Annotated in this window: 21 protein-coding genes and 1 tRNA gene; 3 read left to right on the top strand and 19 right to left on the bottom strand. The window is 67.8% G+C overall.

Annotated elements, in window-relative coordinates:
* The 7 genes from AC5RUH_RS14150 to rpoB form a co-directional block, all read right to left on the bottom strand.
* Nucleotides 1-616: lyase family protein (locus AC5RUH_RS14150; RefSeq protein WP_494128887.1), on the bottom strand; the 616-nt coding region annotated here is incomplete at its 3' end.
* Nucleotides 617-622: 6 nt separating this feature from the next.
* The gene (pcaG, locus tag AC5RUH_RS14145; protein ID WP_494000494.1) at nucleotides 623-1,195 is read right to left on the bottom strand and encodes a protocatechuate 3,4-dioxygenase subunit alpha; all 573 of its coding nucleotides are present in this window, start codon (nucleotides 1,193-1,195) and stop codon (nucleotides 623-625) included.
* The gene (gene pcaH / locus AC5RUH_RS14140) at nucleotides 1,195-2,040 is read right to left on the bottom strand and encodes a protocatechuate 3,4-dioxygenase subunit beta (RefSeq protein ID WP_494000495.1); all 846 of its coding nucleotides are present in this window, start codon (nucleotides 2,038-2,040) and stop codon (nucleotides 1,195-1,197) included. The genes pcaG and pcaH overlap by 1 nt, the downstream gene beginning before the upstream one ends.
* A 71-nt stretch (nucleotides 2,041-2,111) precedes the next feature.
* On the bottom strand, nucleotides 2,112-3,299 hold the full coding sequence (locus tag AC5RUH_RS14135) for a 4-hydroxybenzoate 3-monooxygenase (protein WP_494000496.1): 1,188 nt from the start codon (nucleotides 3,297-3,299) through the stop codon (nucleotides 2,112-2,114).
* A gap of 117 nt (nucleotides 3,300-3,416) precedes the next feature.
* Nucleotides 3,417-4,169, bottom strand: coding sequence for an IclR family transcriptional regulator (locus AC5RUH_RS14130; protein WP_494128886.1), 753 nt, complete (start codon nucleotides 4,167-4,169; stop codon nucleotides 3,417-3,419).
* Nucleotides 4,170-4,274: 105 nt separating this feature from the next.
* Nucleotides 4,275-8,165: a DNA-directed RNA polymerase subunit beta' gene (locus AC5RUH_RS14125; RefSeq protein WP_494012733.1), complete on the bottom strand. Its 3,891-nt coding sequence runs from the start codon at nucleotides 8,163-8,165 to the stop codon at nucleotides 4,275-4,277.
* Between the two features lie 116 nt (nucleotides 8,166-8,281).
* Nucleotides 8,282-11,800: a DNA-directed RNA polymerase subunit beta gene (gene rpoB / locus AC5RUH_RS14120; protein ID WP_494000499.1), complete on the bottom strand. Its 3,519-nt coding sequence runs from the start codon at nucleotides 11,798-11,800 to the stop codon at nucleotides 8,282-8,284.
* Between the two features lie 493 nt (nucleotides 11,801-12,293).
* On the opposite strand from rpoB, the gene AC5RUH_RS14115 reads away from it, so the two are divergent.
* Both AC5RUH_RS14115 and AC5RUH_RS14110 read left to right on the top strand, forming a co-directional pair.
* The gene (locus AC5RUH_RS14115) at nucleotides 12,294-13,496 is read left to right on the top strand and encodes an acetyl-CoA C-acetyltransferase (protein ID WP_494128885.1); all 1,203 of its coding nucleotides are present in this window, start codon (nucleotides 12,294-12,296) and stop codon (nucleotides 13,494-13,496) included.
* 66 nt (nucleotides 13,497-13,562) lie between these two features.
* Entirely contained in the window at nucleotides 13,563-14,060 is a 498-nt protein-coding gene (locus AC5RUH_RS14110; protein WP_494012735.1) for an aminoacyl-tRNA deacylase, read from the top strand.
* 111 nt (nucleotides 14,061-14,171) lie between these two features.
* On the opposite strand, the gene rplL is transcribed toward AC5RUH_RS14110, so the two are convergent.
* The 9 genes from rplL to AC5RUH_RS14065 form a co-directional block, all read right to left on the bottom strand.
* Nucleotides 14,172-14,552, bottom strand: coding sequence for a 50S ribosomal protein L7/L12 (gene rplL, locus AC5RUH_RS14105; protein WP_494000502.1), 381 nt, complete (start codon nucleotides 14,550-14,552; stop codon nucleotides 14,172-14,174).
* 68 nt (nucleotides 14,553-14,620) lie between these two features.
* Complete coding sequence (gene rplJ, locus AC5RUH_RS14100; protein WP_494012736.1) at nucleotides 14,621-15,205, bottom strand: 50S ribosomal protein L10; 585 nt, start codon at nucleotides 15,203-15,205, stop codon at nucleotides 14,621-14,623.
* A gap of 275 nt (nucleotides 15,206-15,480) precedes the next feature.
* Nucleotides 15,481-16,215, bottom strand: a complete 735-nt coding sequence (locus AC5RUH_RS14095; protein ID WP_494000504.1) for a FadR/GntR family transcriptional regulator — start codon at nucleotides 16,213-16,215, stop codon at nucleotides 15,481-15,483.
* 107 nt (nucleotides 16,216-16,322) lie between these two features.
* Nucleotides 16,323-17,459, bottom strand: a complete 1,137-nt coding sequence (locus AC5RUH_RS14090; RefSeq protein ID WP_494128884.1) for a GNAT family N-acetyltransferase — start codon at nucleotides 17,457-17,459, stop codon at nucleotides 16,323-16,325.
* Nucleotides 17,460-17,616: 157 nt separating this feature from the next.
* Nucleotides 17,617-18,324, bottom strand: coding sequence for a 50S ribosomal protein L1 (gene rplA / locus AC5RUH_RS14085; RefSeq protein WP_494000506.1), 708 nt, complete (start codon nucleotides 18,322-18,324; stop codon nucleotides 17,617-17,619).
* A gap of 164 nt (nucleotides 18,325-18,488) precedes the next feature.
* Nucleotides 18,489-18,920 (bottom strand): 50S ribosomal protein L11, encoded by a 432-nt coding sequence (gene rplK / locus AC5RUH_RS14080; RefSeq protein WP_493979247.1) that lies wholly within the window; start codon nucleotides 18,918-18,920, stop codon nucleotides 18,489-18,491.
* A gap of 127 nt (nucleotides 18,921-19,047) precedes the next feature.
* Entirely contained in the window at nucleotides 19,048-19,959 is a 912-nt protein-coding gene (gene nusG, locus AC5RUH_RS14075; RefSeq protein ID WP_494000507.1) for a transcription termination/antitermination protein NusG, read from the bottom strand.
* Nucleotides 19,960-20,050: 91 nt separating this feature from the next.
* Entirely contained in the window at nucleotides 20,051-20,320 is a 270-nt protein-coding gene (gene secE / locus AC5RUH_RS14070; protein ID WP_494000508.1) for a preprotein translocase subunit SecE, read from the bottom strand.
* A gap of 116 nt (nucleotides 20,321-20,436) precedes the next feature.
* Nucleotides 20,437-20,509: transfer RNA gene (locus tag AC5RUH_RS14065), tRNA-Trp, on the bottom strand.
* A gap of 284 nt (nucleotides 20,510-20,793) precedes the next feature.
* Here AC5RUH_RS14065 and AC5RUH_RS14060 point away from each other — a divergent pair.
* Nucleotides 20,794-22,014 (top strand): pyridoxal phosphate-dependent aminotransferase, encoded by a 1,221-nt coding sequence (locus AC5RUH_RS14060; protein ID WP_494022477.1) that lies wholly within the window; start codon nucleotides 20,794-20,796, stop codon nucleotides 22,012-22,014.
* 59 nt (nucleotides 22,015-22,073) lie between these two features.
* Here AC5RUH_RS14060 and AC5RUH_RS14055 read toward each other — a convergent pair whose 3' ends face one another.
* The 3 genes from AC5RUH_RS14055 to AC5RUH_RS14045 form a co-directional block, all read right to left on the bottom strand.
* Nucleotides 22,074-22,415: a DUF8129 domain-containing protein gene (locus tag AC5RUH_RS14055; protein WP_494012740.1), complete on the bottom strand. Its 342-nt coding sequence runs from the start codon at nucleotides 22,413-22,415 to the stop codon at nucleotides 22,074-22,076.
* Between the two features lie 83 nt (nucleotides 22,416-22,498).
* Nucleotides 22,499-23,149 carry a LuxR C-terminal-related transcriptional regulator gene (locus AC5RUH_RS14050; RefSeq protein WP_494128883.1) on the bottom strand — a complete coding sequence of 217 codons (651 nt, stop codon included), beginning with the start codon at nucleotides 23,147-23,149 and terminating at the stop codon, nucleotides 22,499-22,501.
* A partial coding sequence (locus AC5RUH_RS14045) for a sensor histidine kinase (RefSeq protein ID WP_494128882.1) occupies nucleotides 23,146-24,194 on the bottom strand: 1,049 nt, incomplete at its 5' end. The genes AC5RUH_RS14050 and AC5RUH_RS14045, both read right to left, overlap by 4 nt.

Genomic DNA, 24,194 nt, shown 5'->3' with positions numbered 1-24,194 from the left:
CCGCCATGGTGCCGGCCGCGCCGCCCCACTGCAGCGGCAGTCCGCCGGCCACCCGCTCCAGCCGGACGCCGGCCTGGGCGACGCCGGAGAGCCAGTTGGCCGCCTTGAGCCCGAACGTCGACGGCAGCGAATGCTGGGTCAGGGTGCGGGCCACCGTGACGGTGGCGCGGTGTTCGTCCGCCAACCGGCCCAGGGCCGCGGCGGCGGACTTGAGGTCGGTGACGATCCCGGCCAGCGCGCGGCGGGCCATCAGCATCAGGGCGCTGTCCAGGATGTCCTGGCTGGTGGCGCCCCGGTGGATCGCCGGGACGGCGGCCGGGTCGTGCTTCCTGGTCTCCGCCCTCAGGTCGGCCAGCAGCGGGATGACCGGGTTGCCGCCGCCCTGGGCCCGCTCGGCCAGCCCCGCGGCGTCGTAGAGGTCGGCGTGCGAGGCCCGCTCGACGGCCGGCACGGCCTCGGCGGCCACCCGGCCGGCGTCGGCCAGCACGCGGGTCCATTCAAGCTCCACGTCGAGCATGGCTTGGATGAATTGGTAGTCGCTGGTTAAACGGGACGCTGCTGTCCCGGCCGAGGCCGGAGACAGCAGCCCGAAATCAGCGTGGTCCGCCGGATTCATACAGGCCTAAATCCCCGGGTAGGTCAGGAAGACGGTCTCGCCGTCACCCTGCAGCCGGATGTCGAAGCGGAGGTCGCCGTTCGGTTCGCGCTCTGCGATCAGCGTGTTCCGCCGCTCTTCCGGCAGCGAGGACAGCAGCGGGTCGTTCGCCAGCGCCTCGGTTTCCTCCGGCAGGTAGATCCGGGTGAACAGCCGGTTCAGCAGGCCGCGGGCAAAGACCACCAGGGAGATGAACGGGGCCTTGCCCGGCTCGGTGGCACCCGGGTTGACCGTGGTGAAGGTGTAGTGGCCCACGTTGTCCACGGCCACGCGGCCGAAGCCGGTGAAGGTGTGGTTGTCGCGGACCAGGGAACCGGTTTCGCGGGAGATCTTGCCGTGCTCGTCGGCCTGCCAGATCTCCAGCATGGAGTCGGGGATCACGGTGCCGTTGCCGTCGTAGACCACGCCGTGCAGCCGGATGGACCCGGGGTGCGCGCGGTGGACCAGTTGGCTGTCCTTCTCGTAGGGCAGCGCGAAGCCGTAGAACGGGCCTATGGTCTGGCCCGGGGTGGGCACCAGTTTGGTGGTGGACTCGCTCATCAGTGCTCCTCGCCTTCTTCCATCCAGGTGCGGTTGCTGCCGGAAAGGACAATGTCCCAGCGGTAGCCGGTGTTCCACTCGTGGCTGGTGACCGAGTGGTCATAGGTGGCGACCAGGCGGTCGCGGGCCGCCGGGTCGGTGATCGACTGGTAGATCGGATCCAGCGGGAACAGCGGGTCGCCCGGGAAGTACATCTGGGTGATCATGCGCTGGGTGAAGTCGGTGCCGAACAGCGAGAAGTGGATGTGTGCCGGGCGCCAGGCGTTGTGGTGGTTCTTCCACGGGTAGGGGGCGGGCTTGATGGTGGTGAACTTGTACTCGCCGTTGGGCCCGGTGATGCAGCGGCCCACGCCGGTGAAGTTCGGGTCGATCGGGGCCGGGTGCTGGTCGCGCTTGTGCACGTAGCGGCCGGCGGCGTTGGCCTGCCAGACCTCCACCAGCTGGTTGCGCACCGGGCGTCCGTCGCCGTCCAGGACACGGCCCTGCACGATAATCCGCTCGCCGATCGGCTCGCCGTTGTGCTGGATGGTCAGGTCCGACTCCAGGGCGTGCACGTCACGCTCGCCGAAGGCCGGGCTCCACAGCTCGATGGTCTCCGGGTCCGCGTGGTGCAGGTCTTTGGTGGGGTGGCGCAGCAGCGAGGAGCGGTACGGCGCAAAGTCGATGCGCGGCTGCGTCTCTTCGGCGCCGCCGGCCTCCACGCTCTTGCGGTACGCCTCGTGGCTGTCGGCAATTTCCTGGCTGATCTTTTCCTGCGAATCCGTGGTGGCGGCAGGGTCCAGCAGGTGGCTGTCGTCAAACGTCTCGTCCTCGAAAGCCTCGTCCGGAGCTTGTGCGTCGCTCATCGGGACTCCTTTCCGTTGTGGCTGTGGATGGTTTAAGGGTTTGCGCGCCCGGCGTGGTGCGGGCGGAGCGGTCACTTGTGCGGCCAGCCCGTGTAGGACTCGGCCAGGTACTGCTGCCCGAAGCGGGAACCGGTCACGGTGGCCAGCTCGCCGAGGGCACGCTTGGTCTCGAAGGGCGAGGCATCCGTGCGGGTGTGCAGCATGCTGGTCATCCAGTAGGAGAAGTTCTGCGCCTTCCAAACCCGCTGCAGCGCCAGGTCGGAGTAGCCCTCCAGCAGTGCGTCGCTGCCGGTGGAGTAGAACGAGTCGATGGCCTCGAAGAGCACCTTGACGTCCGCGAAGGCCAGGTTCAGGCCCTTGGCCCCGGTGGGCGGCACCGTGTGTCCGGCGTCGCCGGCCAGGAACATGCGCCCGTGGGACAGCGGTTCCCGCACGAAGGAGCGGAAGGCCAGCACGGTCTTGTCGAAGATCGGTCCCTGCTTCAACTGGAAGCCGTCGGGCCCGTCGACCCGCTTCTGCAGTTCCGCCCAGATCCGGTCGTCGCTCCAGTCGTCCACGTTCTCGGCCGGATCGCACTGGAAGTACATGCGCTGGACGGTCTCGCTGCGCTGGGAGATCAGCGCGAAGCCGTGCGGCGAGTTCGCGTAGATCAGTTCCGGGGCGCTCTTCGGGGCCTCGGTCAGGATGCCGAACCAGGCGAACGGATACTCGATCTTGTAGTCCTGCTCCCCCTTCACCGCGCGGCGGCAGAAGCTGCGGGAGCCGTCGGCACCCACCAGGATGTCGCAGTGCACCTCGAAGGCGGCGCCGTCCTTGTCCGTGAACCTGAACTTGGGCGTGGTGGTCTCCAGGTCCAGCACCTCGGTGACCTCGGCCTCGTAGCGCACGTCGCCGCCGTCGCGCCTGCGGGCGGCGGCCAGGTCCAGGAACACCTCGTTCTGCGCGTACAGGGTCACGGTGGCGTCCACGAGGTCCTTGAAGTCCAGCGGATGCGACTCTCCGTTGAAGCGCAGATCGATGCCGGCGTGCTCGTCGCCCTCGGTCAGCACCCGGCCGTCGACGCCGGTGTCGGTCAGCATCTTGACCGAGCCCGCCTCCAGGATGCCGGCCCGGTGGGTGTTGTGGATGGTGTCGTGGTCACGGGATTCCACCACGAGGTTGTCGATCTCGTGCCGGGCCAGCAGGTGGCTGAGCATCAGGCCGGCCGGTCCCCCGCCGACGATTCCTACCTTGGTTTTGATGATCTGCGGTTGCGCCATGGGTAAGTCTCCTGGGTCGAAGAGGAAGCCGTCTCTTCACCAGTGTGAGCCCGGCGACACGGATTCCGCCCCGGCGTTCTTATTGAATGAGAATTACGACGGCGGTGGCCGCCGCTGTCACAGCGCGACGCCCATGGCCCGGGAGATGCCGCGCGCCGCCGTCATCAGCGCCGGCACCACGGCGTGGAAGTTCTCGAAGCCCAGCGGCACCACCACGCCGAGGGCGGCCAGCGGCCGGCCGGCCGGGCCGAGCACGGGGACGGCGATGCCGGTGGTGTCCACGTCGATCCGCCCGTCGAACGCGGCGTAGCCCCGCTTGCGGATGTCGGCCAGGTGCCGGCGCAGGTCGAAGGACACCGGGTCGGCCGACGTGACGGCCTCCGGATGCCGGGTCAGGTAGGACTCCTGGACATGGTTGGGCGAATAGGCCAGCAGCACCATGCCCATCGAGGTCCGGTGCACCGGCATGGTGCCGGCGATCTGGGCCTGGTTCACCACGGAGCCGCGGCTGGAGAGCCGCTCGATCACCAGGACTTCGTCCTCGCGCAGCACCGCCAGCTGGGTGTGCTGGCGCACCACGGACTGGATGTCCTCCATGAACGGCATGGCGGCCTGCCGCAGGTCGACGGCCGGCGAGCTCCGGTTGGCCAGCTCCCACAGCCGCAGCCCGAGCCGGATTTCGCCGGGGCCCTCCTTCGTCAGCAGCCCGTGGCGGGACAGCGCCTCCACCAGCCGGTAGGTCGTTGCCAGCGGCACATCCGCCCGGCGGGAGAGCGTGGCGACGTTCATCGCCGGCTTGTCCGGCTCGAACGCAGACAGGATGCGCACCAGCCGGTCCAGCATCGAGTCACCGGACGAGGAATTGGCCATGTTCCCAGAATCTCATGTGCGCGGCGGCCGCCGGGGCCGTTAAACGCGGAAACCGCCCCCCGCTGCCCCGGTATCGGGGAGCAGGAGGCGGTTCCATACTGGCGGCTAGCGGTAGTCGCTGCCCAGGTCGTAGTCATCCAGCGGGATGGCGTGGAACTCGGGCGTCAGCGAACCGTCGGCGCCGGCGTAGTCGAAGTCGCCGAAGGCGCTCGGGCCGGTAAACAGGTTGGCCTTCGCTTCCTCCGTCGGCTCCACCGACACCTGGGTGTACCGGTCCAGGCCGGTGCCGGCCGGGATCAGCTTACCGATGATGACGTTCTCCTTCAGGCCCAGCAGCGGGTCGGACTTGCCCTCCATGGCCGCCTGCGTCAGGACGCGGGTGGTCTCCTGGAAGGACGCGGCCGACAGCCACGACTCGGTGGCGAGCGAGGCCTTGGTGATGCCCATCAGCTCGTCACGGCCGTTGGCCGGCTGCTTGCCCTCGGAGACGGCCTTGCGGTTCTCCGCCTGGAAGCGGCTTCGCTCGGCCAGCTCGCCCGGCAGCAGGTCGGTCTCGCCGGACTCGATCACGGTGATGCGGCGCAGCATCTGGCGGACGATGACTTCCACGTGCTTGTCGTGGATGCCGACGCCCTGGCTGCGGTACACGCTCTGGACCTCGTCCACCAGGAACTTCTGCGCCTGGCGCGGGCCGAGGATACGCAGCACCTGCTTCGGGTCCTTGGCACCGGTGACCAGCTGCTGGCCGACGTCCACGTGCTGGCCGTCTTCGACCAGCAGGCGTGCACGGCGCAGCACCGGGTAGGCGATCTCTTCCGAGCCGTCATCGGGGGTGACGATGACGCGCATCTGGCGCTCGCCGTCCTCGATGGACACGCGTCCGGCCACTTCGGCCATCGGCGCGACACCCTTGGGGGTACGGGCTTCGAAGAGCTCCTGGATACGGGGCAGACCCTGGGTGATGTCTTCCGCGGAGGCTACGCCACCGGTGTGGAAGGTACGCATGGTCAGCTGGGTACCGGGCTCGCCGATCGACTGGGCGGCGATGATGCCGACCGCCTCGCCGATGTCCACGGTCTTGCCGGTGGCCAGCGAGCGGCCGTAGCAGAGCGCGCAGGTACCGACGGCGGACTCACAGGTGAGCACGGAGCGCACCTTGATCTCGGTGATGCCGGCGTCGATCAGTTCCTGGATCAGCACATCGCCGACGTCGGCGCCTGCCGTGGCCACCACGGTGCCCTCGGAGTTCACCACATCGGTGGCCAGCGTGCGGGCGTAAGCGGAGTTCTCCACCTCTTCGTGCCGGCGCAGTTCACCGTTGTGGTCGGCTTCGGCGATGACCGTGTTCAGGCCGCGCTCGGTGCCGCAGTCCATTTCGCGCACGATCACGTCCTGCGAGACGTCCACCAGGCGGCGGGTCAGGTAACCCGAGTTGGCGGTACGCAGCGCGGTGTCGGCCAGGCCCTTGCGGGCACCGTGCGTGGCGATGAAGTATTCCAGCACCGACAGGCCCTCGCGGTAGGAGGACTTGATCGGGCGCGGGATGATCTCGCCCTTCGGGTTGGCCACCAGACCACGGATACCGGCGATCTGGCGGACCTGCAGCCAGTTGCCACGGGCACCGGAGGACACCATGCGGTTGATGGTGTTCTCCTTGGTCAGGTTCTTCCGCATCGCGTCGGCAACCTCGTTGGTCGCCTTGTTCCAGATGTCGATCAGTTCCTGGCGCCGCTCGTCGTCGGCGATCAGGCCCTTGTTGTACTGGGACTCGACGCGGGCGGCCTGGGTCTCGTAGCCCTCCATGATGGCGGCCTTTTCGGCCGGGGCCGCGATGTCGGAGATCGCCACGGTCACGCCGGAACGGGTCGCCCAGTAGAACCCGGCGTCCTTGAGGTTGTCCAGCGTCGCCGCGGTGACGACCTTCGGGTAGCGCTCGGCCAAATCGTTCACGATCGCCGAGAGCTGGCCCTTGTCCGCCACGCGCGCCACCCAGGGGTAGTCATCGGGCAGCGTGTCGTTGAAGATGACCTGGCCGAGCGAGGTTTCGATCAGCGCTTCCTGGCCCTCTTCCCATCCCTCCGGTGCCGGCTGGTCCGCGCTGGGCACGAAGCCGGGCACGCGGATCTTGACGACGGAGTTCAGGTGCAGCTCGCCGGCGTCGTGGGCCATGATGGCCTCCGCCGGGCTGGCGAAGACACGGCCCTCGCCGGTTCCGCCTTCGCGCTTGGTGGTGAGGTGGTGCAGGCCGATGATCATGTCCTGGGAGGGCAGGGTCACCGGACGGCCGTCCGACGGCTTCAGGATGTTGTTCGAGGAGAGCATCAGGATGCGCGCCTCGGCCTGGGCCTCGGGGCTCAGCGGCAGGTGCACGGCCATCTGGTCGCCGTCGAAGTCGGCGTTGAACGCGGCGCACACCAGCGGGTGCAGCTGCAGCGCCTTGCCTTCGACCAGCTGCGGCTCGAACGCCTGGATGCCCAACCGGTGCAGGGTTGGTGCACGGTTGAGCAGCACCGGGTGTTCGGTGATGATCTCTTCGAGCACGTCCCACACCTGCGGGCGGAAGCGCTCCACCATCCGCTTGGCGCTCTTGATGTTCTGCGCGTGGTTCAGGTCCACCAGCCGCTTCATGACGAACGGCTTGAACAGCTCCAGCGCCATCTGCTTGGGCAGGCCGCACTGGTGCAGCTTCAGCTGCGGGCCGACCACGATCACGGAACGGCCGGAGTAGTCGACGCGCTTGCCCAGCAGGTTCTGCCGGAAGCGGCCCTGCTTGCCCTTGAGCATGTCGGACAGCGACTTCAGCGGACGGTTGCCCGGTCCGGTGACCGGACGGCCGCGGCGGCCGTTGTCGAACAGCGAGTCCACGGCTTCCTGCAGCATCCGCTTTTCGTTGTTGACGATGATTTCCGGCGCGCCCAGGTCCAGCAGACGCTTCAGGCGGTTGTTGCGGTTGATCACGCGGCGGTACAGGTCGTTCAGGTCGGAGGTCGCAAAGCGGCCGCCGTCCAGCTGCACCATCGGGCGAAGCTCCGGCGGGATCACCGGAACGGCGTCCAGCACCATTCCCAGCGGCGAGTTGGTGGTGGTCAGGAAAGCGTTGACCACCTTCAACCGCTTCAGGGCGCGGGTCTTGCGCTGGCCCTTGCCGTTCTTGATGATGTCGCGCAGGGACTCGGCCTCGGCAGCCATGTCGAAGTTCTCGAGGCGGTTCTTGATGGCTTCGGCACCCATGGCGCCTTCGAAGTAGAGGCCGTAGCGGTCGCGCAGCTCGCGGTAGAGCCCCTCGTCGCCCTCGAGGTCGGCGACCTTGAGGTTCTTGAAGCGGTCCCAGACCATGTCGAGGCGCTCGATCTCGGCGTCGGCACGCTTGCGCACGTTGGCCATCTGGCGGTCGGCGGAGTCGCGCGCCTTCTTCTTCTCGGCGGCCTTGGCGCCCTCGCCCTCCAGCCGGGTCAGCTCGTCCTCGAGGTCCTTGGCGATCGCCGCGATGTCGGAGTCGCGGGTATCGGCCAGCTGCTTCTTCTCCAGGTCGTGCTCGGCCTGCAGGTTGGGCAGTTCCTCGTGGCGGCGCTCCTCGTCCACGCTGGTGATCATGTAGGCGGCGAAGTAGATGACCTTCTCCAGGTCCTTCGGCGCCAGGTCGAGCAGGTAGCCCAGGCGGGAGGGGACACCCTTGAAGTACCAGATGTGGGTGACCGGGGCGGCCAGCTCGATGTGGCCCATCCGCTCGCGGCGGACCTTGGCACGGGTGACCTCGACGCCGCAGCGCTCACAGATGATGCCCTTGAAGCGCACGCGCTTGTACTTGCCGCAGTAGCACTCCCAGTCGCGGGAAGGTCCGAAGATCTTCTCGCAGAAGAGGCCGTCCTTCTCGGGCTTCAGGGTGCGGTAGTTGATAGTTTCCGGCTTCTTGACCTCGCCGTAGCTCCAGTCGCGGATGTCGTCCGCGGTGGCAAGGCCGATGCGCATGAGGCCGAAGGAGGATTCGCTGGACATATGGTCCCTGTTCTCTCTTGTTCTCTAAATCTGAAAGTCTGTCGGGTTACGGACAGAGGGGCGCCGTGCGCGGGCCGGCCGCGGTGCTCCACGGCACGGGCGGCCGGCCGGCGCGGCTAGACCTCTTCGACGGAACTCGGCTCGGCCCGGGAAAGGTCGATGCCCAGTTCTTCCGCGGCCCGGAAGACTTCTTCATCCGAGTCACGCATTTCGATCGCGGTGCCGTCGGTGGAGAGTACTTCCACGTTCAGGCAGAGCGACTGCATTTCCTTGATCAACACCTTGAAGGATTCGGGAACACCCGGCTCCGGGATGTTCTCGCCCTTGACGATCGCCTCGTAGACCTTGACGCGGCCGTGGATGTCGTCGGACTTGATGGTGAGCAGTTCCTGCAGGGTGTACGCGGCGCCGTAGGCCTCCAGGGCCCACACTTCCATTTCGCCGAAGCGCTGGCCGCCGAACTGCGCCTTGCCGCCCAGCGGCTGCTGGGTGATCATCGAGTACGGGCCGGTGGAACGCGCGTGGATCTTGTCGTCCACCAGGTGGTGCAGCTTCAGGATGTACATGTAGCCCACGGACACCGGATCCGGGAACGGCTGGCCCGAGCGGCCGTCGAACAGACGGGCCTTGCCGGAAGCGCCGATCAGGCGCTCGCCGTCGCGGGTCGGATTCGTGGCATCCAGCAGCCCGGTGATCTCGAACTCGCTGGCACCGTCGAACACCGGCGTGGCCACCGTCGTCGGACCCGACTGGCGGGGCAGGTTCGGCAGGTCCTTGGCCCAGTCCGGGTTGCCCTCGATGTTCCAGCCCTGCTTCGCGGCCCAGCCGAGGTGGATTTCCAGCACCTGGCCCACGTTCATGCGGCCGGGGACACCCAGCGGGTTCAGCACGACGTCGACCGGGGTGCCGTCTTCCAGGAACGGCATGTCCTCGACCGGCAGGATCTTGGAGATGACGCCCTTGTTGCCGTGGCGCCCGGCGAGCTTGTCGCCGTCCGTGATCTTGCGCTTCTGCGCCACGTACACGCGCACCAGCTGGTTCACGCCCGGGGGCAGCTCGTCGTCGTTGTCGCGGTCGAAGATCCGCACGCCGATCACGGTGCCGGACTCGCCGTGCGGGACCTTCAGGGAGGTGTCGCGCACTTCGCGGGACTTCTCGCCGAAGATCGCACGCAGCAGGCGCTCTTCCGGGGTCAGCTCGGTCTCGCCCTTGGGGGTCACGCGGCCGACGAGGATGTCGCCGGCGTCGACCTCGGCGCCGATGTGGATGATGCCGCGCTCGTCCAGCTGGGAGAGCACTTCCTCCGACACGTTCGGGATGTCGCGGGTGATTTCCTCGGCACCGAGCTTGGTGTCGCGGGCATCAACCTCATGCTCCTCGATGTGGATGGAGGTCAGCACGTCGTCGGAGACCACGCGCTGCGACAGGATGATCGCGTCCTCGAAGTTGTGGCCCTCCCAGGACATGAAGGCCACGAGCAGGTTCTTGCCCAGCGCCAGTTCGCCCTGGTCGGTGGAGGGACCGTCGGCGATGATGCTGCCGGTTTCCAGCCGCTGGCCCTCGGAGACGAGGACACGCTGGTTGTACGCGTTGCCCTGGTTGGAGCGGGCGAACTTCATGATCGGGTACCGGGTCTCGGTGCCGTCGTCGTTCAGGGCGGTGACCAGGTCCGCGGAGACCTCGGTGACCACGCCCGGCTTGGCGGCAACCACGGAGTCGCCGGCGTCGACAGCCGCGTAGCGCTCCATGCCGGTGCCGACCAGCGGGGCTTCCGAACGCAGCAGCGGCACGGCCTGGCGCTGCATGTTCGCGCCCATCAGCGCGCGGTTGGCGTCGTCGTGCTCCAGGAACGGAATCAGGGCGGTCGCCACCGACACCATCTGGCGCGGGGAGACGTCCATGTAGTCGACCTCGGTGGCCGGCACGAGCACCGGCTCGCCGCCGCCGCCGCGCTCCCGGCTGAGGACCAGGTCCTCTTCGAAGTGCAGGTCCTCGGTGAGCGGAGCGTTCGCCTGGGCGATCACGCACTCGATCTCGTCGTCGGCCGTGAGGTAGTCGACCTGGTCGGTGACCTGGCCGTCGACGACCTTGCGGTAGGGGGTCTCGATGAAACCGAACGCGTTGATCCGCCCGTAGGAGGCCAGCGAGCCGATCAGGCCGATGTTCGGGCCTTCAGGGGTCTCGATCGGGCACATGCGGCCGTAGTGCGAGGGGTGCACGTCACGGACTTCCATGCCGGCGCGGTCGCGGGACAGGCCGCCCGGGCCCAGCGCGGACAGGCGGCGCTTGTGCGTCAGGCCGGCCAGCGGGTTGTTCTGGTCCATGAACTGGGACAGCTGCGACGTGCCGAAGAATTCCTTGATCGCTGCCACCACGGGGCGGATGTTGATCAGGGTCTGCGGCGTGATCGCCTCGACATCCTGCGTGGTCATGCGTTCGCGGACCACGCGCTCCATGCGGGAGAGGCCCGTGCGGACCTGGTTCTCGATCAGCTCGCCGACCGCGCGGATGCGGCGGTTGCCGAAGTGGTCGATGTCGTCGATCTCGACGCGGACGTCGTGGTCGGCGCCGTCGCGCTTACCCGGGATGGTGGTCTCGCCGGCGTGCAGGGCGACCAGGAACTTGATCATGGCGACGATGTCGTCATTGTTCAGGACCGAGGCGTCCGGATCCGTCAGCGGCTTGTCGATGCCCAGCTTGCGGTTGATCTTGTAGCGGCCGACCTTGGCCAGGTCGTAGCGCTTGGGGTTGAAGTACAGGTTGTCCAGCAGGGACTGGGCGGCCTCGACTGTCGGCGGCTCGCCCGGACGCAGCTTGCGGTAGATGTCCAGGAGGGCTTCTTCCTGGGTCTGCGTGGCGTCCTTCTCCAGCGTGGCGCGGATGGAGTCGTACTCGCCGAAGGTCTCCAGGATCTGGCCCTCGGTCCAGCCCAGGGCCTTGAGCAGCACGGTCACGGACTGCTTGCGCTTGCGGTCGAGGCGGACACCGACCTGGTCGCGCTTGTCGATTTCCAGCTCGAACCAGGCGCCGCGGGACGGAATGATCTTCGCGGTGAAGATGTCCTTGTCACTGGTCTTGTCGGCGGTCTTCTCGAAGTAGGCGCCAGGCGAGCGGACCAACTGCGAGACGACGACGCGCTCGGTGCCGTTAATGACGAAAGTGCCCTTGTCGGTCATCAGCGGGAAGTCGCCCATGAACACGGTCTGCTGCTTGATCTCGCCCGTGTTGTTGTTCATGAACTCGGCCTTGACGTACAGCGGCGCGGAGTACGTGGCGTCGCGGTCCTTGCACTCGGCCATGGTGTACTTCGGATCGGCGAACTCCGGCTCCGAGAAGCTCAGGGACATGGTGCCCTGGAAGTCCTCGATCGGGGAGATCTCTTCGAAGATGTCGGCGAGGCCGGAGGTGCCGGCCACACCCTGGCGGCCTTCTTCCTGGGCCTTGGCTACGCGCGCCTTCCAGCGTTCGTTGCCGACCAGCCAGTCGAAGCTGTCGGTCTGAAGGGCGAGCAGATTGGGAACGTCAAGAGGTTCGTGAATCTTGGCGAATGAGAGCCGCCGGGTTGCTCCGTCGTTCGACGAGGCGTCCAGCAGGCTGTTAGCGGTATCGGTATTAGAGGTGCTCGAGGCGACCAAGAGGGATCCTTCCACAGACCTTCAGGCTTGTCCTGCGCTTCCGCACCGCCGGCACCCCGAATGGGGTCCGGACATCACCTGGATCCGCTATATGATCCTTGCCCGCCGCACGATCTGCAGTTAAACACAGATAGGGCGTGGCGAAGCCCACCGCTATATGAAGGCCAAAGGTTTTGAGGGAAGACGCAAATACTTAGTGTACGGCACCGCGTCGCGGCTTGTCCAACATGCCGGGCAGGCACCAGTCACCGCTCCCCCGCCATCGGGATTCGAGCGGCCTGCGGTGCGAAACGCGGTGCGAAAGGGGCGTCTTCGCGGTTGTCTTCCCCGGGACAACGCCACCAGCATATACCGGCCCGCCCGCAATTTCCGGCCCGCGCTCCAGGCGAGTTGCCCAAACACGGGTAATCTGTGAAGCAGATCATACCCACGGCAGCAGCCATGTGGCCCCTGCTTGCGCAGGCCACAGGCGCGGAAAAGAGGCATCGACACCATGGCCGAGAACAACAGCAGCCGCGACGACGTCGTCATCCTGAACGGCGCACGCACGCCCACGGGACGACTGAACGGCCAGCTCGCGTCCTTTACCGCCGTCCAGCTCGGCGGCAAAGCGATCGCCGCGGCGCTGGACCGCTCCGGCGTCGCCCCCGAACAGGTGGACGCGGTCATCATGGGGCACGTCATCCAGGCCGGCGCCGGCCAGAACCCTGCGCGGCAGGCGGCCATCGCCGCCGGGCTGGGCTGGAACGTGCCGACCGTGACAATCAACAAGGTTTGCCTCTCCGGGCTGGCCGCCGTCACCGACGCCGCCCGGCTGATCCGCTGCGGCGAGGCGCAGGTGGTGGTGGCCGGCGGTCAGGAGTCGATGACCAACGGCCCGCACCTGCTGCCCGGATCCCGCCAGGGCTGGACCTACGGCAGCCTGACCGCCCTCGATGCCACCGCCCACGACGGCCTCACCGATGCCTTCGACCACGAGTCGATGGGCGTCTCCACCGAGCGCCGGAACGCCGAGCTGGGCATTCCCCGCGAAGCGCAGGACGAAGTGGCCGCCGCCTCCCACCAGCGCGCCGCCGCCGCCGCCAAGAACGGGGTCTTCGACGACGAGATCGTCCCCGTCGCGGTGCCGCAGCGCAAGGGCGAGGACCTGGTGGTCGACAGCGACGAGGGTGTCCGCCCGCAGACCAGCGTGGAAAGCCTGGCCCCGCTGCGCCCGGCGTTTGCCAAGGACGGCACTATCACCGCCGGCAACTCCTCCCCCCTGTCCGACGGCGCGGCCGCCGTCGTGGTCGCGACCCGCGGCTTTGCCGAGGACAACGGCCTGGACTGGCTCGCCGTCGTCGGCCGTCCGGGGCAGGTGGCCGGACCGGACACCTCGTTGCAGTCGCAGCCGTCCAACGCAATCACCCAGGCGCTCAACCGTGCGGGCTGGACCACGGCCGACCTGGACTTCATCGAGATCAACGAAGCCTTCGGGGCCGTGGCGGTGCAGTCGCTGCAGGACCTGGACTACCCGCTGGAGAAGTGCAACATCCACGGCGGGGCCATCGCATTGGGCCATCCGATCGGCGCCTCCGGCACCCGGCTGGCGCTGACGGCCGCCTTGGAACTGCGCCGGCGCGGCACCGGCAAGGCCGCGGTCTCCCTGTGCGGCGGCGGCGGCCAGGGCGAGGCGCTGCTGCTCTACCGGGACTAGCGGTTCCGGGCGGCCCCCGGCGGCCCGGCCGGGAATACCGGGCGGGCGCCGGGGCTTGAACCGGGCATGAGCAACGACTCCGGTGCCCCTGCCCTGCCGGCCGGCCTGCAGCGTTTCCTGGCCGGCGCCCAAGCCCACTCCCTGAAGGTCGACGTCGCCGAACGCTCCGGCGCCCGCAGCCTCGCCGAGGCCGCGCAACTGCTGGGCATCGCCGAGGCCGACATCGTCAAGACCCTGGTCATCAAGCACAAGGACGGCTCGTTCCTGTTCGCCCTCATCCCCGGCGACCGGCAGATCTCCTGGCCCAAGCTCCGCTCGCTGCTGGGGGTCAACAAACTTTCGCTGCCGCACGCCGATGTTGCCTACACGGCGACGGGCTACCGGCGCGGCACCATCACCCCGCTGGGCAGCAGCACGGCCTGGCCGGTGTACGCCGACGAGTCCATCCGCGGCCGGCGGATATCGCTGGGCGCCGGGGAACACGGTTACTCCGCCTTCGTCGACGCCGATGCGCTGACCTCCGCGCTCGGCGCCACCGTCGCCGACATCTCCGACCCGGCCTGAGCCCGCCGGGCCCGCTGAGCCGCCGGGGCACCGGCTGCTGGTTCCGGCCCGCACAGCACAAAGCCCCGCCGCCCGGTAGGGCGGCGGGGCTTTGCGGAAGCTAAAGAGAGCTTACTTGAGGGTGACGGTCGCGCCGGCAGCCTCGAGAACTTCCTTGGCCTTGTCGGCGGCTTCCTTGGTGGCGCCTTCGAGGACGGCCTTCGGAGCACTGTCGACCAGGTCCTTGGCTTCCTTGAGGCCCAGGGAGGTCAGCGCGCGGACTTCCTTGATCACTGCGATCTTCTTGTCGCCGGCAGCTTCGAGGACGACGTCGAACTCGGTCTGCTCCTCAGCAGCGGCTTCGCCGGCGCCGCCGGCTGCGGGGCCCGCAACGGCAACGGCTGCAGCGGTGACGTCGAAGGTCTCCTCGAACAGCTTGACGAACTCGGAGAGCTCGATGATGGTCAGTTCCTTGAAAGCTTCAATGAGCTCTTCGTTGGTGAGCTTCGCCATGGTTGGCGTCCTTCCTGATAGGTGATGCGGCTGGTGTGTCCGCACCAAGAGTTGGTTGGTGAAGAGTCTTACTGCTCTTCGGCGGCAGCCTCGGCCGGGGCCTCGGTTGCTTCGGCAGCGGGAGCTTCGGCTTCGGCAGCTTCGGCCGGAGCTTCGGCAGCGGCGCCGCCGTTCTCCTCCTGCTTGATGCGCAGCGCATCGAGGGTGCGGGCCAGTGCGGACATCGGCGCCTTGAGGACACCGGCGACGCGGGCCAGCTGGTGCTCGCGGGATTCGAGAGCGGCCAGCGCAGCAACGGCGGTTGCATCCAGGGCCTTGCCCTCGAAGATACCGGTCTTGATGATGAGCTGCGGGTTGGACTTTGCGAAATCCGTCAGGGACTTGGCGGCTGCAACGGCGTCACCCTTGATGAAGGCGATAGCAGTGGGTCCGGAAAGCTGGCCTTCGAACGCGTCGATGCCGGCTTCCTTGGCTGCAATGCCAGTCAGGGTGTTCTTGACGACCGAGAACTTGGTGTCCTGGCCGAGAGAAACACGCAGCTCCTTGAGCTGTGCAACGGTAAGCCCGCGGTATTCGGTTAGGACTGCAGCGCTGGATTCCTTGAAATCGCTGGTGATTTCTTCAACGGCTGCCACCTTGGTTGGCGTTGCCATAACCCTCCTTCCGGGGAATAGTGCCGGTGGTTCGGGTCGCACGCATAAAAAACGCCCCATGCAGGCGCACGGGGCTTCGTTCCCGCACCGGAGTTACGGCGGCGGGGCAATGCTTCGTTCACCTGCGCAGGCCGTCCCAGGCATGGGACTTTCGGTTGAAAACGTGGAGGATTTCAACGACCGACGGTCTTTGGTTCTTCAAGGTTACGGGATCCTGCCGCCGGACGCCAAATCGGCGGCCCGGAGCCGCGCCCACGACTGCACCCCCGGACGGATCAGCCGGCGGCCGACCGCAGCGCGGAGGCTCTCGCCGGGCCGGCGGCATTGGCGTCGAGGTCGTCCTGGACCTGGTCCACGTGGTCCTCCATCGCCTCGCGGGCTCCCTGGGCGTCCCCGCTTTCGACGGCGGCGAGCACCCTGCGGTGCATGGCGAGGGTGCGGGTGCGCACGGCCTGCGCCCCAAACGCTTCCCGCCGCGCGTCGGCCAGCACCCGGCCCATCGGCACGAAGACCGCCGGAAAGAGGATATTGCCGGACGCCTTGAGGACCACCGTGTGGAACAGCCGGTCGGCTTCGACGAAGGCATCCGCGTCGCCCGCGGCGTCCGCGGCCGCCATCGACTCCAGCTCCCCGCGCAGCAACTCCAGGTCCGCAGCGGTGCGGCGGAGCGCAGCCAGCGCGGCGGCCCCGGACTCGACCAGGCGCCGCACTTCGAGCAACTGCCGCGAGGCGGCGGAGTCGCTCATGCTGTGCGCCGCGGCGCGGACGACGGCCTCGACCGAGGTCCACGACCCGGGCGGATTGATAAACGTGCCGCGGCCCCGCTGGATGCTGATCACGTTCATCGCCCGCAGCATGGTGAGGGCTTCCCGGACAGTCAGCCGGCTGACCTGCGACCGGGCGGCGATCTCGGCTTCGGTGGGCAGCGCGTCGCCGGGCGCCATCCGGCCGGCGATGATCTGCTCCAGCAGGTCTTCCGCCACCGTGTCAACCAGCGTCCTGCGTTCCATCGGCCCTCCCGCCACACCCGGCAGCATGCCGGCGCGCTGACATCGTAACCGCCGCTGCCGGTTACCGGCGCGTAGCATGACGCTCCGGCGACACGCCCGGTACGCCGTCACGCGGCGCCGGCCGGGCGGGTCTCCCCGGCCTGCGGCCCCGGACGCAGCTTCTTCTGCCAGGCTGCCTCGTACCCGGCCGGAGCGAAGCCGAGGGCGGTGTTGATGTCCAGCATGTGGCTGTTTTCGTCGGCGTTCCAGGTGTAGAGCCGGCGCCCCTGCGGCCACGCCTCCACCACCCGCTGCAGGTTGCGGGCCTTGATCCACAGGCCCAGGCCGTGGCCGCGGTGGGCCCGCAGCACCAACGTGTCCTCCTGGAAGACCACCTCGGGCTGCTCCGGGAAGAATTCCAGCACCGTATGGCCCACCAGCCGGCCGCTGGGCACATGCCCGGCCGCGACCACCAGGCAGCGGCCGCCCTTGCGCCGCAGCTCCTCCTCATGGTGGCGGACGCGGGCGGCATCCCACGCCTCTTCCTCGCAGTCCAGGTCACCCAGCGGGACGTCGGTGCTCATCCGCTGCCGCAGGGCCGCGTACTGGTCCACCCAGTCCGGCGGGCAACTGTCGGCCCACTCGACCAGGCGATAGTCCGCGCCGGCCTTCCCGGCAGCCGCCGACGCGTGGGCCGCCAGACTGTCCTGGTCGGCGGGGAGCGGCATCCTGCTGCACCGCTCCACCTGTTCGAGCCGGAAGCCGCCGGCCAGCGCGAAGCGCACGGCCGGCGCGGACGCCGGCAGGGCCCCGGACCCGGTCCCCGGCCGGAGCATGTCCGGGCCTCCTGGATCGAATCCGGCAGGATGTTCGCTCCAGGCCTGCAGGGTGGTCCGGCCCCGGCGGGCGGCGCAGGCCTCGGCTTCGGCCAGCAGCCTGCTTCCCACGCCCCGCCGCCGGTAGTCGGGATGTACGGCCACAAAGACGTACCCGTTGCGCGGGTTGTCCCGCAGCGACAGCTCGAGCAGGGCGCGCCCGACGTGCCGGTCCCCGTCCCTGGCCGCCCAGAGATACGTCACCGAGTAGTCGTTCGGCCGCGCCCCCTCGAGCCTCACTGCCGGGCTCACCCAGAAATCGTTGTTGCCCCAGATCAGCCCGTTGACCAGGTTGGCCAGCTCGGCGGAGGCGGCAAAGTCCGCACCGCCCGGGCCCTGAAGGGCGGGCGGGATCGGCAGCGGCGCGATCTTGATCGAGGTCGTGGGCATGCGTGCTCCTCGGCGCGAGGCAGTGATTGAGTAGTGCCAATCACATTACTGCATCCCGCCGCGCCGCACTATCTCCCGCTTAAACGGGCTATGGCCGCAGCATCTGCTGCGGCCATAGCCGAAGTGTGCGCCGTTGCCGGCGAACCTGAAGTCCCGGTTAGGCCTCCACGGCCACCTTGGTGACGTTCGGGTCCACGGAGATGCCCGGGCCGAAGGTGGTGGTGATGGTGGCCTTCGCGATGTACCGGCCCTTGGAGGCCGACGGCTTCAGGCGCAGCACCTCTTCCAGGGCGGCGGCGTAGTTCTCCACCAGCTTGTTGGCGTCGAAGGACACCTTGCCGATGATGAAGTGGAGGTTGGCGTGCTTGTCGACGCGGAAGTCGATCTTGCCGCCCTTGATGTCGTTGACGGCCTTGGTAACGTCCGGGGTCACCGTTCCGGTCTTCGGGTTCGGCATCAGGTTGCGGGGGCCGAGGACCTTGCCCAGGCGGCCGACCTTGCCCATCAGTTCCGGGGTCGCCACGGCGGCGTCGAAGTCGGTCCAGCCGCCCTGGATCTTTTCGATCAGGTCGTCAGAGCCAACGAAGTCGGCGCCCGCGGCGATAGCGGCCTCGGCCTTGTCGCCGGTGGCGAAGACCAGCACGCGGGCGGTCTTGCCGGTGCCGTGCGGCAAGTTCACCGTGCCGCGGACCATCTGGTCTGCCTTGCGCGGGTCGACGCTGAGGCGGAAAGCCACCTCGACGGTCGCGTCGAACTTGGACGGGTTGGTCTCCTTGGCGAGAGTGATTGCCTCGACCGGGGCGTAAACCTTGTCCGCCTCGATCTTGGCTACAGCTGCCTCATATGCTTTGCTGCGCTTTGCCATCTGCTTTTTCTCCTTGTGCAGTTGTGGTCTGCGGACCGCGCCCGGCCCTGCCACAACGACGGCGGTGTTCGCACCCGTGGCGAGCTGTGTCGCCGTCGTTTTGTGAATTGTCTTGGTGAAGGCCTTGCTGGACATCTGTCCTTCGGCCTCCGGGTTGAGGGTGTTTAGCCCTCCACCTCGATGCCCATGGAACGGGCGGTGCCGGCGATGATCTTGGCGGCAGCCTTGATGTCGTTGGCGTTGAGGTCAGCCATCTTGGTGCCGGCGATCTCATCGACCTGCGCCTGGGTCAGCTTCGCAACCTTGTTGGTGTGCGGGGTAGCCGAACCCTTCTGCACGCCTGCGGCCTTCTTGATCAGCTCGGCGGCCGGCGGGGTCTTGGTGATAAAGGTGAAGGAACGGTCTTCGTAGACCGTGATTTCAACCGGGATCACGTTTCCGCGCTGGGATTCCGTGGCGGCGTTGTACGCCTTGCAGAATTCCATGATGTTGACACCGTGCTGACCAAGCGCCGGACCAATCGGCGGGGCCGGGTTGGCGGCGCCTGCCTGGATCTGGAGCTTGATGAGGCCGGTGACCTTTTTCTTGGGGGCCATATCGGGTCCTTCTCTCACATTACGTACCGGCGGCACAGGAGCGTGCCGGCGGTGGTTGGCCGCCATGGCTTGGCGGCCGGCCGTGCGGATTCGGACAAAGCGGGTCCGTATCCGCACGAAGTCTTGGTTAGTGGATCTTGGTGACCTGGCTGAACGAGAGCGTCACCGGGGTTTCGCGCTCGAAGATGGTCACCAGCACCACCAGCTGCTGGGATTCCGGCTTGATTTCGGAAATCGTTGCCGGCAGCGTCTCGAACGGCCCGTCGTTGACGGTGACGGACTCGCCGACCTCGAAGTTGACGGTGATCGGCGTGCTCGGTGCCGTCGACTTGCCCGCAGCCTTGCCGCCGGCTTCCGTCTTGGTGCCCGTGATGGTGTGCTCCAGCATGGAAGCAACTTCCTTCAGGCTCAGCGGCACCGGGTTGTGGGCGTTGCCGACGAACCCGGTCACGCCGGGGGTGTGGCGGACGGCACCCCATGAGGCGTCGGTCAGGTCCATCCGGACCAGCACGTAACCCGGGATGCGCACGCGCTTGACCAGCTTGCGCGTGGTGTTCTTGATCTCCACGACCTCTTCCATCGGGACCTGGATCTCGTAGATGAAGTCTTCCATGTTCAGGGTCTGGATGCGGGTCTCCAGGTTGACCTTCACACGGTTTTCGTAGCCGGCGTAGGAGTGGATGACGTACCAGTCGCCGGGCTGGCGGCGCAGCTTGGCACGGAAGGCTTCGAGGGCTTCCTCTTCGGTCTGCTCAACCTCTTCGGCTTCTTCGGCCGGCCCGGTCTCCTCCGGGGCCCCGTCGGCGGCCTCGGCTTCGGTCAGGTCCGCCTCGGCGGCGGCTTCGGCGGCCTCGTCGAGGACGGGGGCGTCGTCGGCGGCCTGGTCAAGCTCGCTCGCCAGATCGGCACCGGCAGCCTCTTCTGCAGCGTCAACGCCAAAAGCCGGCACCTCGTCGGCGCCGGTCCCGGTAACCTGCTCGTCGGCTTCCAGCTCCGCGTTCTCTTCGGAGTTCTGGGCTTCGAGTTCCTGGTCGGACACTTAGCTTCCTGCTTTCTTCTTCAGCTCACTTGACTCGCGGCGGCTTTGCGCCGTCGTCGTATCCATCCGTACGGCTGCCGCAACGCGGACGTTACTGTTCGGGTATGCCGTCTCCGAAGACGAAGAACGCGCCCTGGCCGAAAACCAGATCCAGTGCCGTGACGATCAGCATCATGACCGCAACAAAAGCGATCACCACCAGCGTGTAGTTCAGCAATTCCTTGCGGGTCGGCGTGACGACCTTTTTGAGTTCGGCAACGACCTGGCGGACAAACAAAATGATCCGGGCGAAGAGACCGCGCTTCTCGGTCTTTCGTCCGGTGGGGCGTCCCTGGGGACTGCTGGAAGACGTATCGGTCAACCTGGCCTCACTCATTCTGTCCGGTGTCCGGCCCCCGGACGGCCTCGGCCGGCCTGGACCGCTGCTTCGTGCTGGGATGCTGAACTGCTGCAGTTTGTGCCTGCGGCGGTTCTGCGCAGGGCAGACAGGACTCGAACCTGCAACCTGCGGTTTTGGAGACCGCTGCGCTACCAATTGCGCCACTACCCTATGGAGCCGAATACTGCCGGATGCCCCCGCCGCGCGGGCATGGAACATCATGGCGTTTTCAACACCGAAGATCCAGTTTACGCCAGCGATGCGCCGACGTCGAACCGAACCCCGTTTGCCGCCCACAAGGCGACTGATCCATTATGCAACATTTCCGCCGGCCCGCTGACCAAGGGGCCGTGCGGGCACCCGGCAACGGGCCGTACCTCCGACGGGCTGCACCCGGACTCGGCCTGCACCTAGACTAAGGAACAGTCCTACACGCTACTGAAGACGGGAACACCATGCCTGCCAACGCCCGCGTCTCCCGGCGCATTGCGTCCATCGCCGAATCCGCCACCCTCGCCGTCGATGCCAAGGCAAAAGCGCTGAAGGCTGCCGGGCGCCCGGTGATCGGCTTCGGGGCGGGCGAACCGGACTTCCCGACCCCGGACTACATCGTGGAGGCCGCCATCGAGGCCGCGCGCCAGCCGCGCTTCCACCGCTACTCCCCCGCCGGCGGCCTGCCCGAACTGAAGCAGGCCATCGCGGACAAGACGCTGCGCGATTCCGGCTACCGGGTGGACCCCGCCCAGGTGCTGGTGACCAACGGCGGCAAGCAGGCCGTGTACGAATCCTTCGCCACCTTGTTGGATCCGGGCGACGAGGTCCTGGTCCCCACGCCGTTCTGGACCACCTACCCCGAGGCGATCCGGCTGGCCGGCGGCGTCCCGGTGGAGGTCTTCGCCGGGCCGGAGCAGGGCTATCTGGTCACCGTCGACCAGCTCGAAGGCGCGCTGACCGACAAAACCAAGGTGCTGCTCTTCGTCTCCCCGTCCAACCCGACCGGTGCCGTCTACCAGCCGGAACAGGTTGCCGAGATCGGCCGGTGGGCCGCGTCCAAGGGCCTGTGGGTCATCACCGACGAGATCTACGAGCACCTCACCTACGACGGCGTGCCCTTCACCTCCATCGCGACGGCCGCGCCGGAGCTGGGCGACAAGGTCGTCATCCTCAACGGCGTGGCCAAGACCTATGCCATGACCGGCTGGCGGGTGGGCTGGATGATCGGCCCGAAGGACGTGGTCAAGGCCGCCACCAATATGCAGTCCCACGCCACCTCCAACGTGGCCAACGTGTCCCAGATGGCGGCGCTGGCCGCCGTGTCCGGACCGCTGACCGCGGTGGACGAGATGAAGGTTGCCTTCGACCGGCGCCGCAAGGCCATGGTCGAGGGCCTGAACGCCATAGCCGGCGTCGAATGCCCGACGCCGGAGGGCGCGTTCTACGCCTACGCCGACGTCCGCGGGCTGCTGGGCAAGGAATTCCCGACGGCGGACGGCACCATCCGTCCGGCGACCTCCGCCGAGCTCGCCGCGCTGATCCTCGACGAGGTCGAGGTCGCCGTCGTTCCCGGCGAGGCCTTCGGGCCGTCCGGCTTCGTGCGGTTGTCCTACGCCCTCGGCGACGAAGACCTGGCTACCGGCGTCGGCCGGCTGCAGGATTTCCTGGCGAAGGCCAAGTAGCCGCCGGATACGCTCCCGGCCGGACTGCCGAGGGGCAGCCCGGCCGGGTGGCGTTCCGGCTACTTTTCCGGCTGGGATTGGTGGGCCGGATTGCCGTGGAACGGCGGCACGACCCGTGGGCCCGAGGTTTCCGGCTGCGCCGCGGAGCCGCCCTGGCTTCCGCCGACCTCGGGCATGTCCGGCACCGTGGTCCCGCTTGGCTCTGCTCCGGCACGCAACTCCTCGAGCCGGCGCTCGAGGACCTGGACGACCGGGAGCCGGTTCCCATGCTCCCGCTCGTAGGTCAGGAGCTCGGTCATTCCCTGCTCGTCCAGCCCGGTGATCCGGGTCGGGAGCGTGCCCAGGGGTATGTGGTCGTAGTCCGGCAGCGGCAGTTCGTCGTGCCGTGGGGAGTCGGTCATGGATCCTCCTGCGCTCGTCGGTCCTGACAGTGCCCCCAAGCTACCACCGGCGCCTGGGGGTACAACAGGGCCCGGCGCCCCTGCTACAGGATCCGGCGGTCAACAGCCCAGCGGGTCAGTTCGTGCCGGGAGGACAGCTGTAGCTTGCGCAGCACGGACGAGACGTGCGTTTCGACGGTCTTGATGGAGATGAACAGTTCCTTGGCCACCTCCTTGTACTGGTAGCCGCGGGCGATCAGCCGCATGACCTCCAGTTCGCGCGCGGAGAGCTTGTCCAGTTCGTCGTCAACGTTGGCTACTGCTGCGGTGCCGAAGGCGTCCAGGACGAACCCGGCCAGCCGCGGCGAGAAGGCCGCGTCGCCGCCGGCCACGCGCTCCACGGCGTCGGATATTTCGGCGCCGGAGATTGTCTTGGTGACGTACCCGCGGGCGCCGGCCCGGATGACGGTGACGACGTCTTCGGCGGAGTCGGACACGCTCAGCGCCAGGAATTTGGTCTCCGCCAGCAGGTCGGTGCAGCCCGCGACCACCTCGGCCCCGCCGCCGCCCCTGCCTCCGGGCAGGTGCACGTCCAGGAGCACGACCGCGGGCCGCTGCTCGTGGATGGCCGCGATCGCTTGCTCCACGGTCGCGGCCTCGGCGACCACCTCGATGCGCCCGTCCAGGTCCGCTTTCAAGCCGGAACGGAAGATGGCGTGGTCGTCGACGACGACCACGCGGATGGGTTCGGTCACGATGCGGTTCCTTCCTGGGGGTGCTGCAGGCTGAGATGGACTTCGGTGCCGCTGCCGGTGTTGCGGATTTTTGCCTGGCCGCCGTGCCGCTCCATCCGGCCGATCAGTGATTCGCGCACGCCCATCCGGTCCGGCGGCACGGCGGCGGGCTCGAACCCGGGACCGCGGTCCCGGACGAAGATTTCGCTGCTGCCCGGCGTGCATTCAACGTAGACGGAGATGGGGCCGCCGGCGTGCTTCGCCGCGTTCTGCACCGCCTCCCGGGTGGCGTGCACCAGGACCTCGTGCCGGTCGGTCATGGCGCTGTCGCCCACGGCGACCACGTCCACGGGATGCCCGTAGGCGTCTTCGATTTCCGCGGCCACCGCCTTCACGCGGTCCACCAGGTTGCCCTCTTCCTGCCGCCTGTCCCGGTAGAGCCATTCGCGCAGTTCCCGTTCCTGGGCGCGGGCCAACCGGGTGACGTCGTGTTCCGAACCGGCGCGGTTCTGGATCAGGGCGAGCGTCTGCAGCACCGAATCGTGCAGGTGCGCGGCGATCTCCGCGCGTTCGGTTTCCCGGATCCGGCCGGAGCGTTCCGTCTCCAGGTCCCGCCAGTACTTCAGCACCCACGGCGCCAAAACCAGCAGGACCCCGGCCAGGACGGCCAGCGAGGCAAACAGCGTGGGCCACATGGCCTCCCAGGTAATCGAACCGGACACCATGGTGACGATGCCGGCCACCACTAGGACCAGCCCGGCCAGCAACCGCACGGCGCCTTGCGCCCCGGTCGCCCCGGCGCGGTCCATCAGGCCGCTGCGCCGGGAATCATCCAGCTGCATCCAAGCGATCACCGCGCCGGCCGCGATGGCGAGGACCGGCAGCCAGGTCCCCCACGGCAGGTTGATGCCCGCCAGTTGGGCGACGACGGCGCCGCCCGCGAGGACCAGGGCCGCGCCGATCAGGATTTCCTTGCCGCCGCGCTGCATCAGCCGCGGGGCGCCGGCCGCGGCCTGCGGAAGCGCTCCGGGTTGCCCGCCGGGACGGGCCGGGGGCGGACCGGGCT

Source organism: Arthrobacter sp. Y3223166 (genome assembly GCF_059090935.1).
Note: the sequence above shows the minus strand (reverse complement) of the source record. Positions and strands in the feature narration are given on the sequence as shown.

Bases quoted from the DNA above. Each gene is read 5' to 3' on its own strand.
- AC5RUH_RS14095 (WP_494000504.1), bottom strand. From the start codon at position 16,215: ATGGAACGCAGGACGCTGGTTGACACGGTGGCGGAAGACCTGCTGGAG.
- rplA (WP_494000506.1), bottom strand. From the start codon at position 18,324: ATGGCAAAGCGCAGCAAAGCATATGAGGCAGCTGTAGCCAAGATCGAG.
- pcaH (WP_494000495.1), bottom strand. From the start codon at position 2,040: ATGAGCGACGCACAAGCTCCGGACGAGGCTTTCGAGGACGAGACGTTT.
- AC5RUH_RS14055 (WP_494012740.1), bottom strand. From the start codon at position 22,415: ATGACCGACTCCCCACGGCACGACGAACTGCCGCTGCCGGACTACGAC.
- AC5RUH_RS14130 (WP_494128886.1), bottom strand. From the start codon at position 4,169: ATGGCCAATTCCTCGTCCGGTGACTCGATGCTGGACCGGCTGGTGCGC.
- AC5RUH_RS14125 (WP_494012733.1), bottom strand. From the start codon at position 8,165: ATGTCCAGCGAATCCTCCTTCGGCCTCATGCGCATCGGCCTTGCCACC.
- rplK (WP_493979247.1), bottom strand. From the start codon at position 18,920: ATGGCCCCCAAGAAAAAGGTCACCGGCCTCATCAAGCTCCAGATCCAG.
- AC5RUH_RS14115 (WP_494128885.1), top strand. From the start codon at position 12,294: ATGGCCGAGAACAACAGCAGCCGCGACGACGTCGTCATCCTGAACGGC.
- rplJ (WP_494012736.1), bottom strand. From the start codon at position 15,205: ATGGCAACGCCAACCAAGGTGGCAGCCGTTGAAGAAATCACCAGCGAT.
- AC5RUH_RS14060 (WP_494022477.1), top strand. From the start codon at position 20,794: ATGCCTGCCAACGCCCGCGTCTCCCGGCGCATTGCGTCCATCGCCGAA.
- rplL (WP_494000502.1), bottom strand. From the start codon at position 14,552: ATGGCGAAGCTCACCAACGAAGAGCTCATTGAAGCTTTCAAGGAACTG.
- AC5RUH_RS14110 (WP_494012735.1), top strand. From the start codon at position 13,563: ATGAGCAACGACTCCGGTGCCCCTGCCCTGCCGGCCGGCCTGCAGCGT.
- AC5RUH_RS14090 (WP_494128884.1), bottom strand. From the start codon at position 17,459: ATGCCCACGACCTCGATCAAGATCGCGCCGCTGCCGATCCCGCCCGCC.
- AC5RUH_RS14135 (WP_494000496.1), bottom strand. From the start codon at position 3,299: ATGGCGCAACCGCAGATCATCAAAACCAAGGTAGGAATCGTCGGCGGG.
- pcaG (WP_494000494.1), bottom strand. From the start codon at position 1,195: ATGAGCGAGTCCACCACCAAACTGGTGCCCACCCCGGGCCAGACCATA.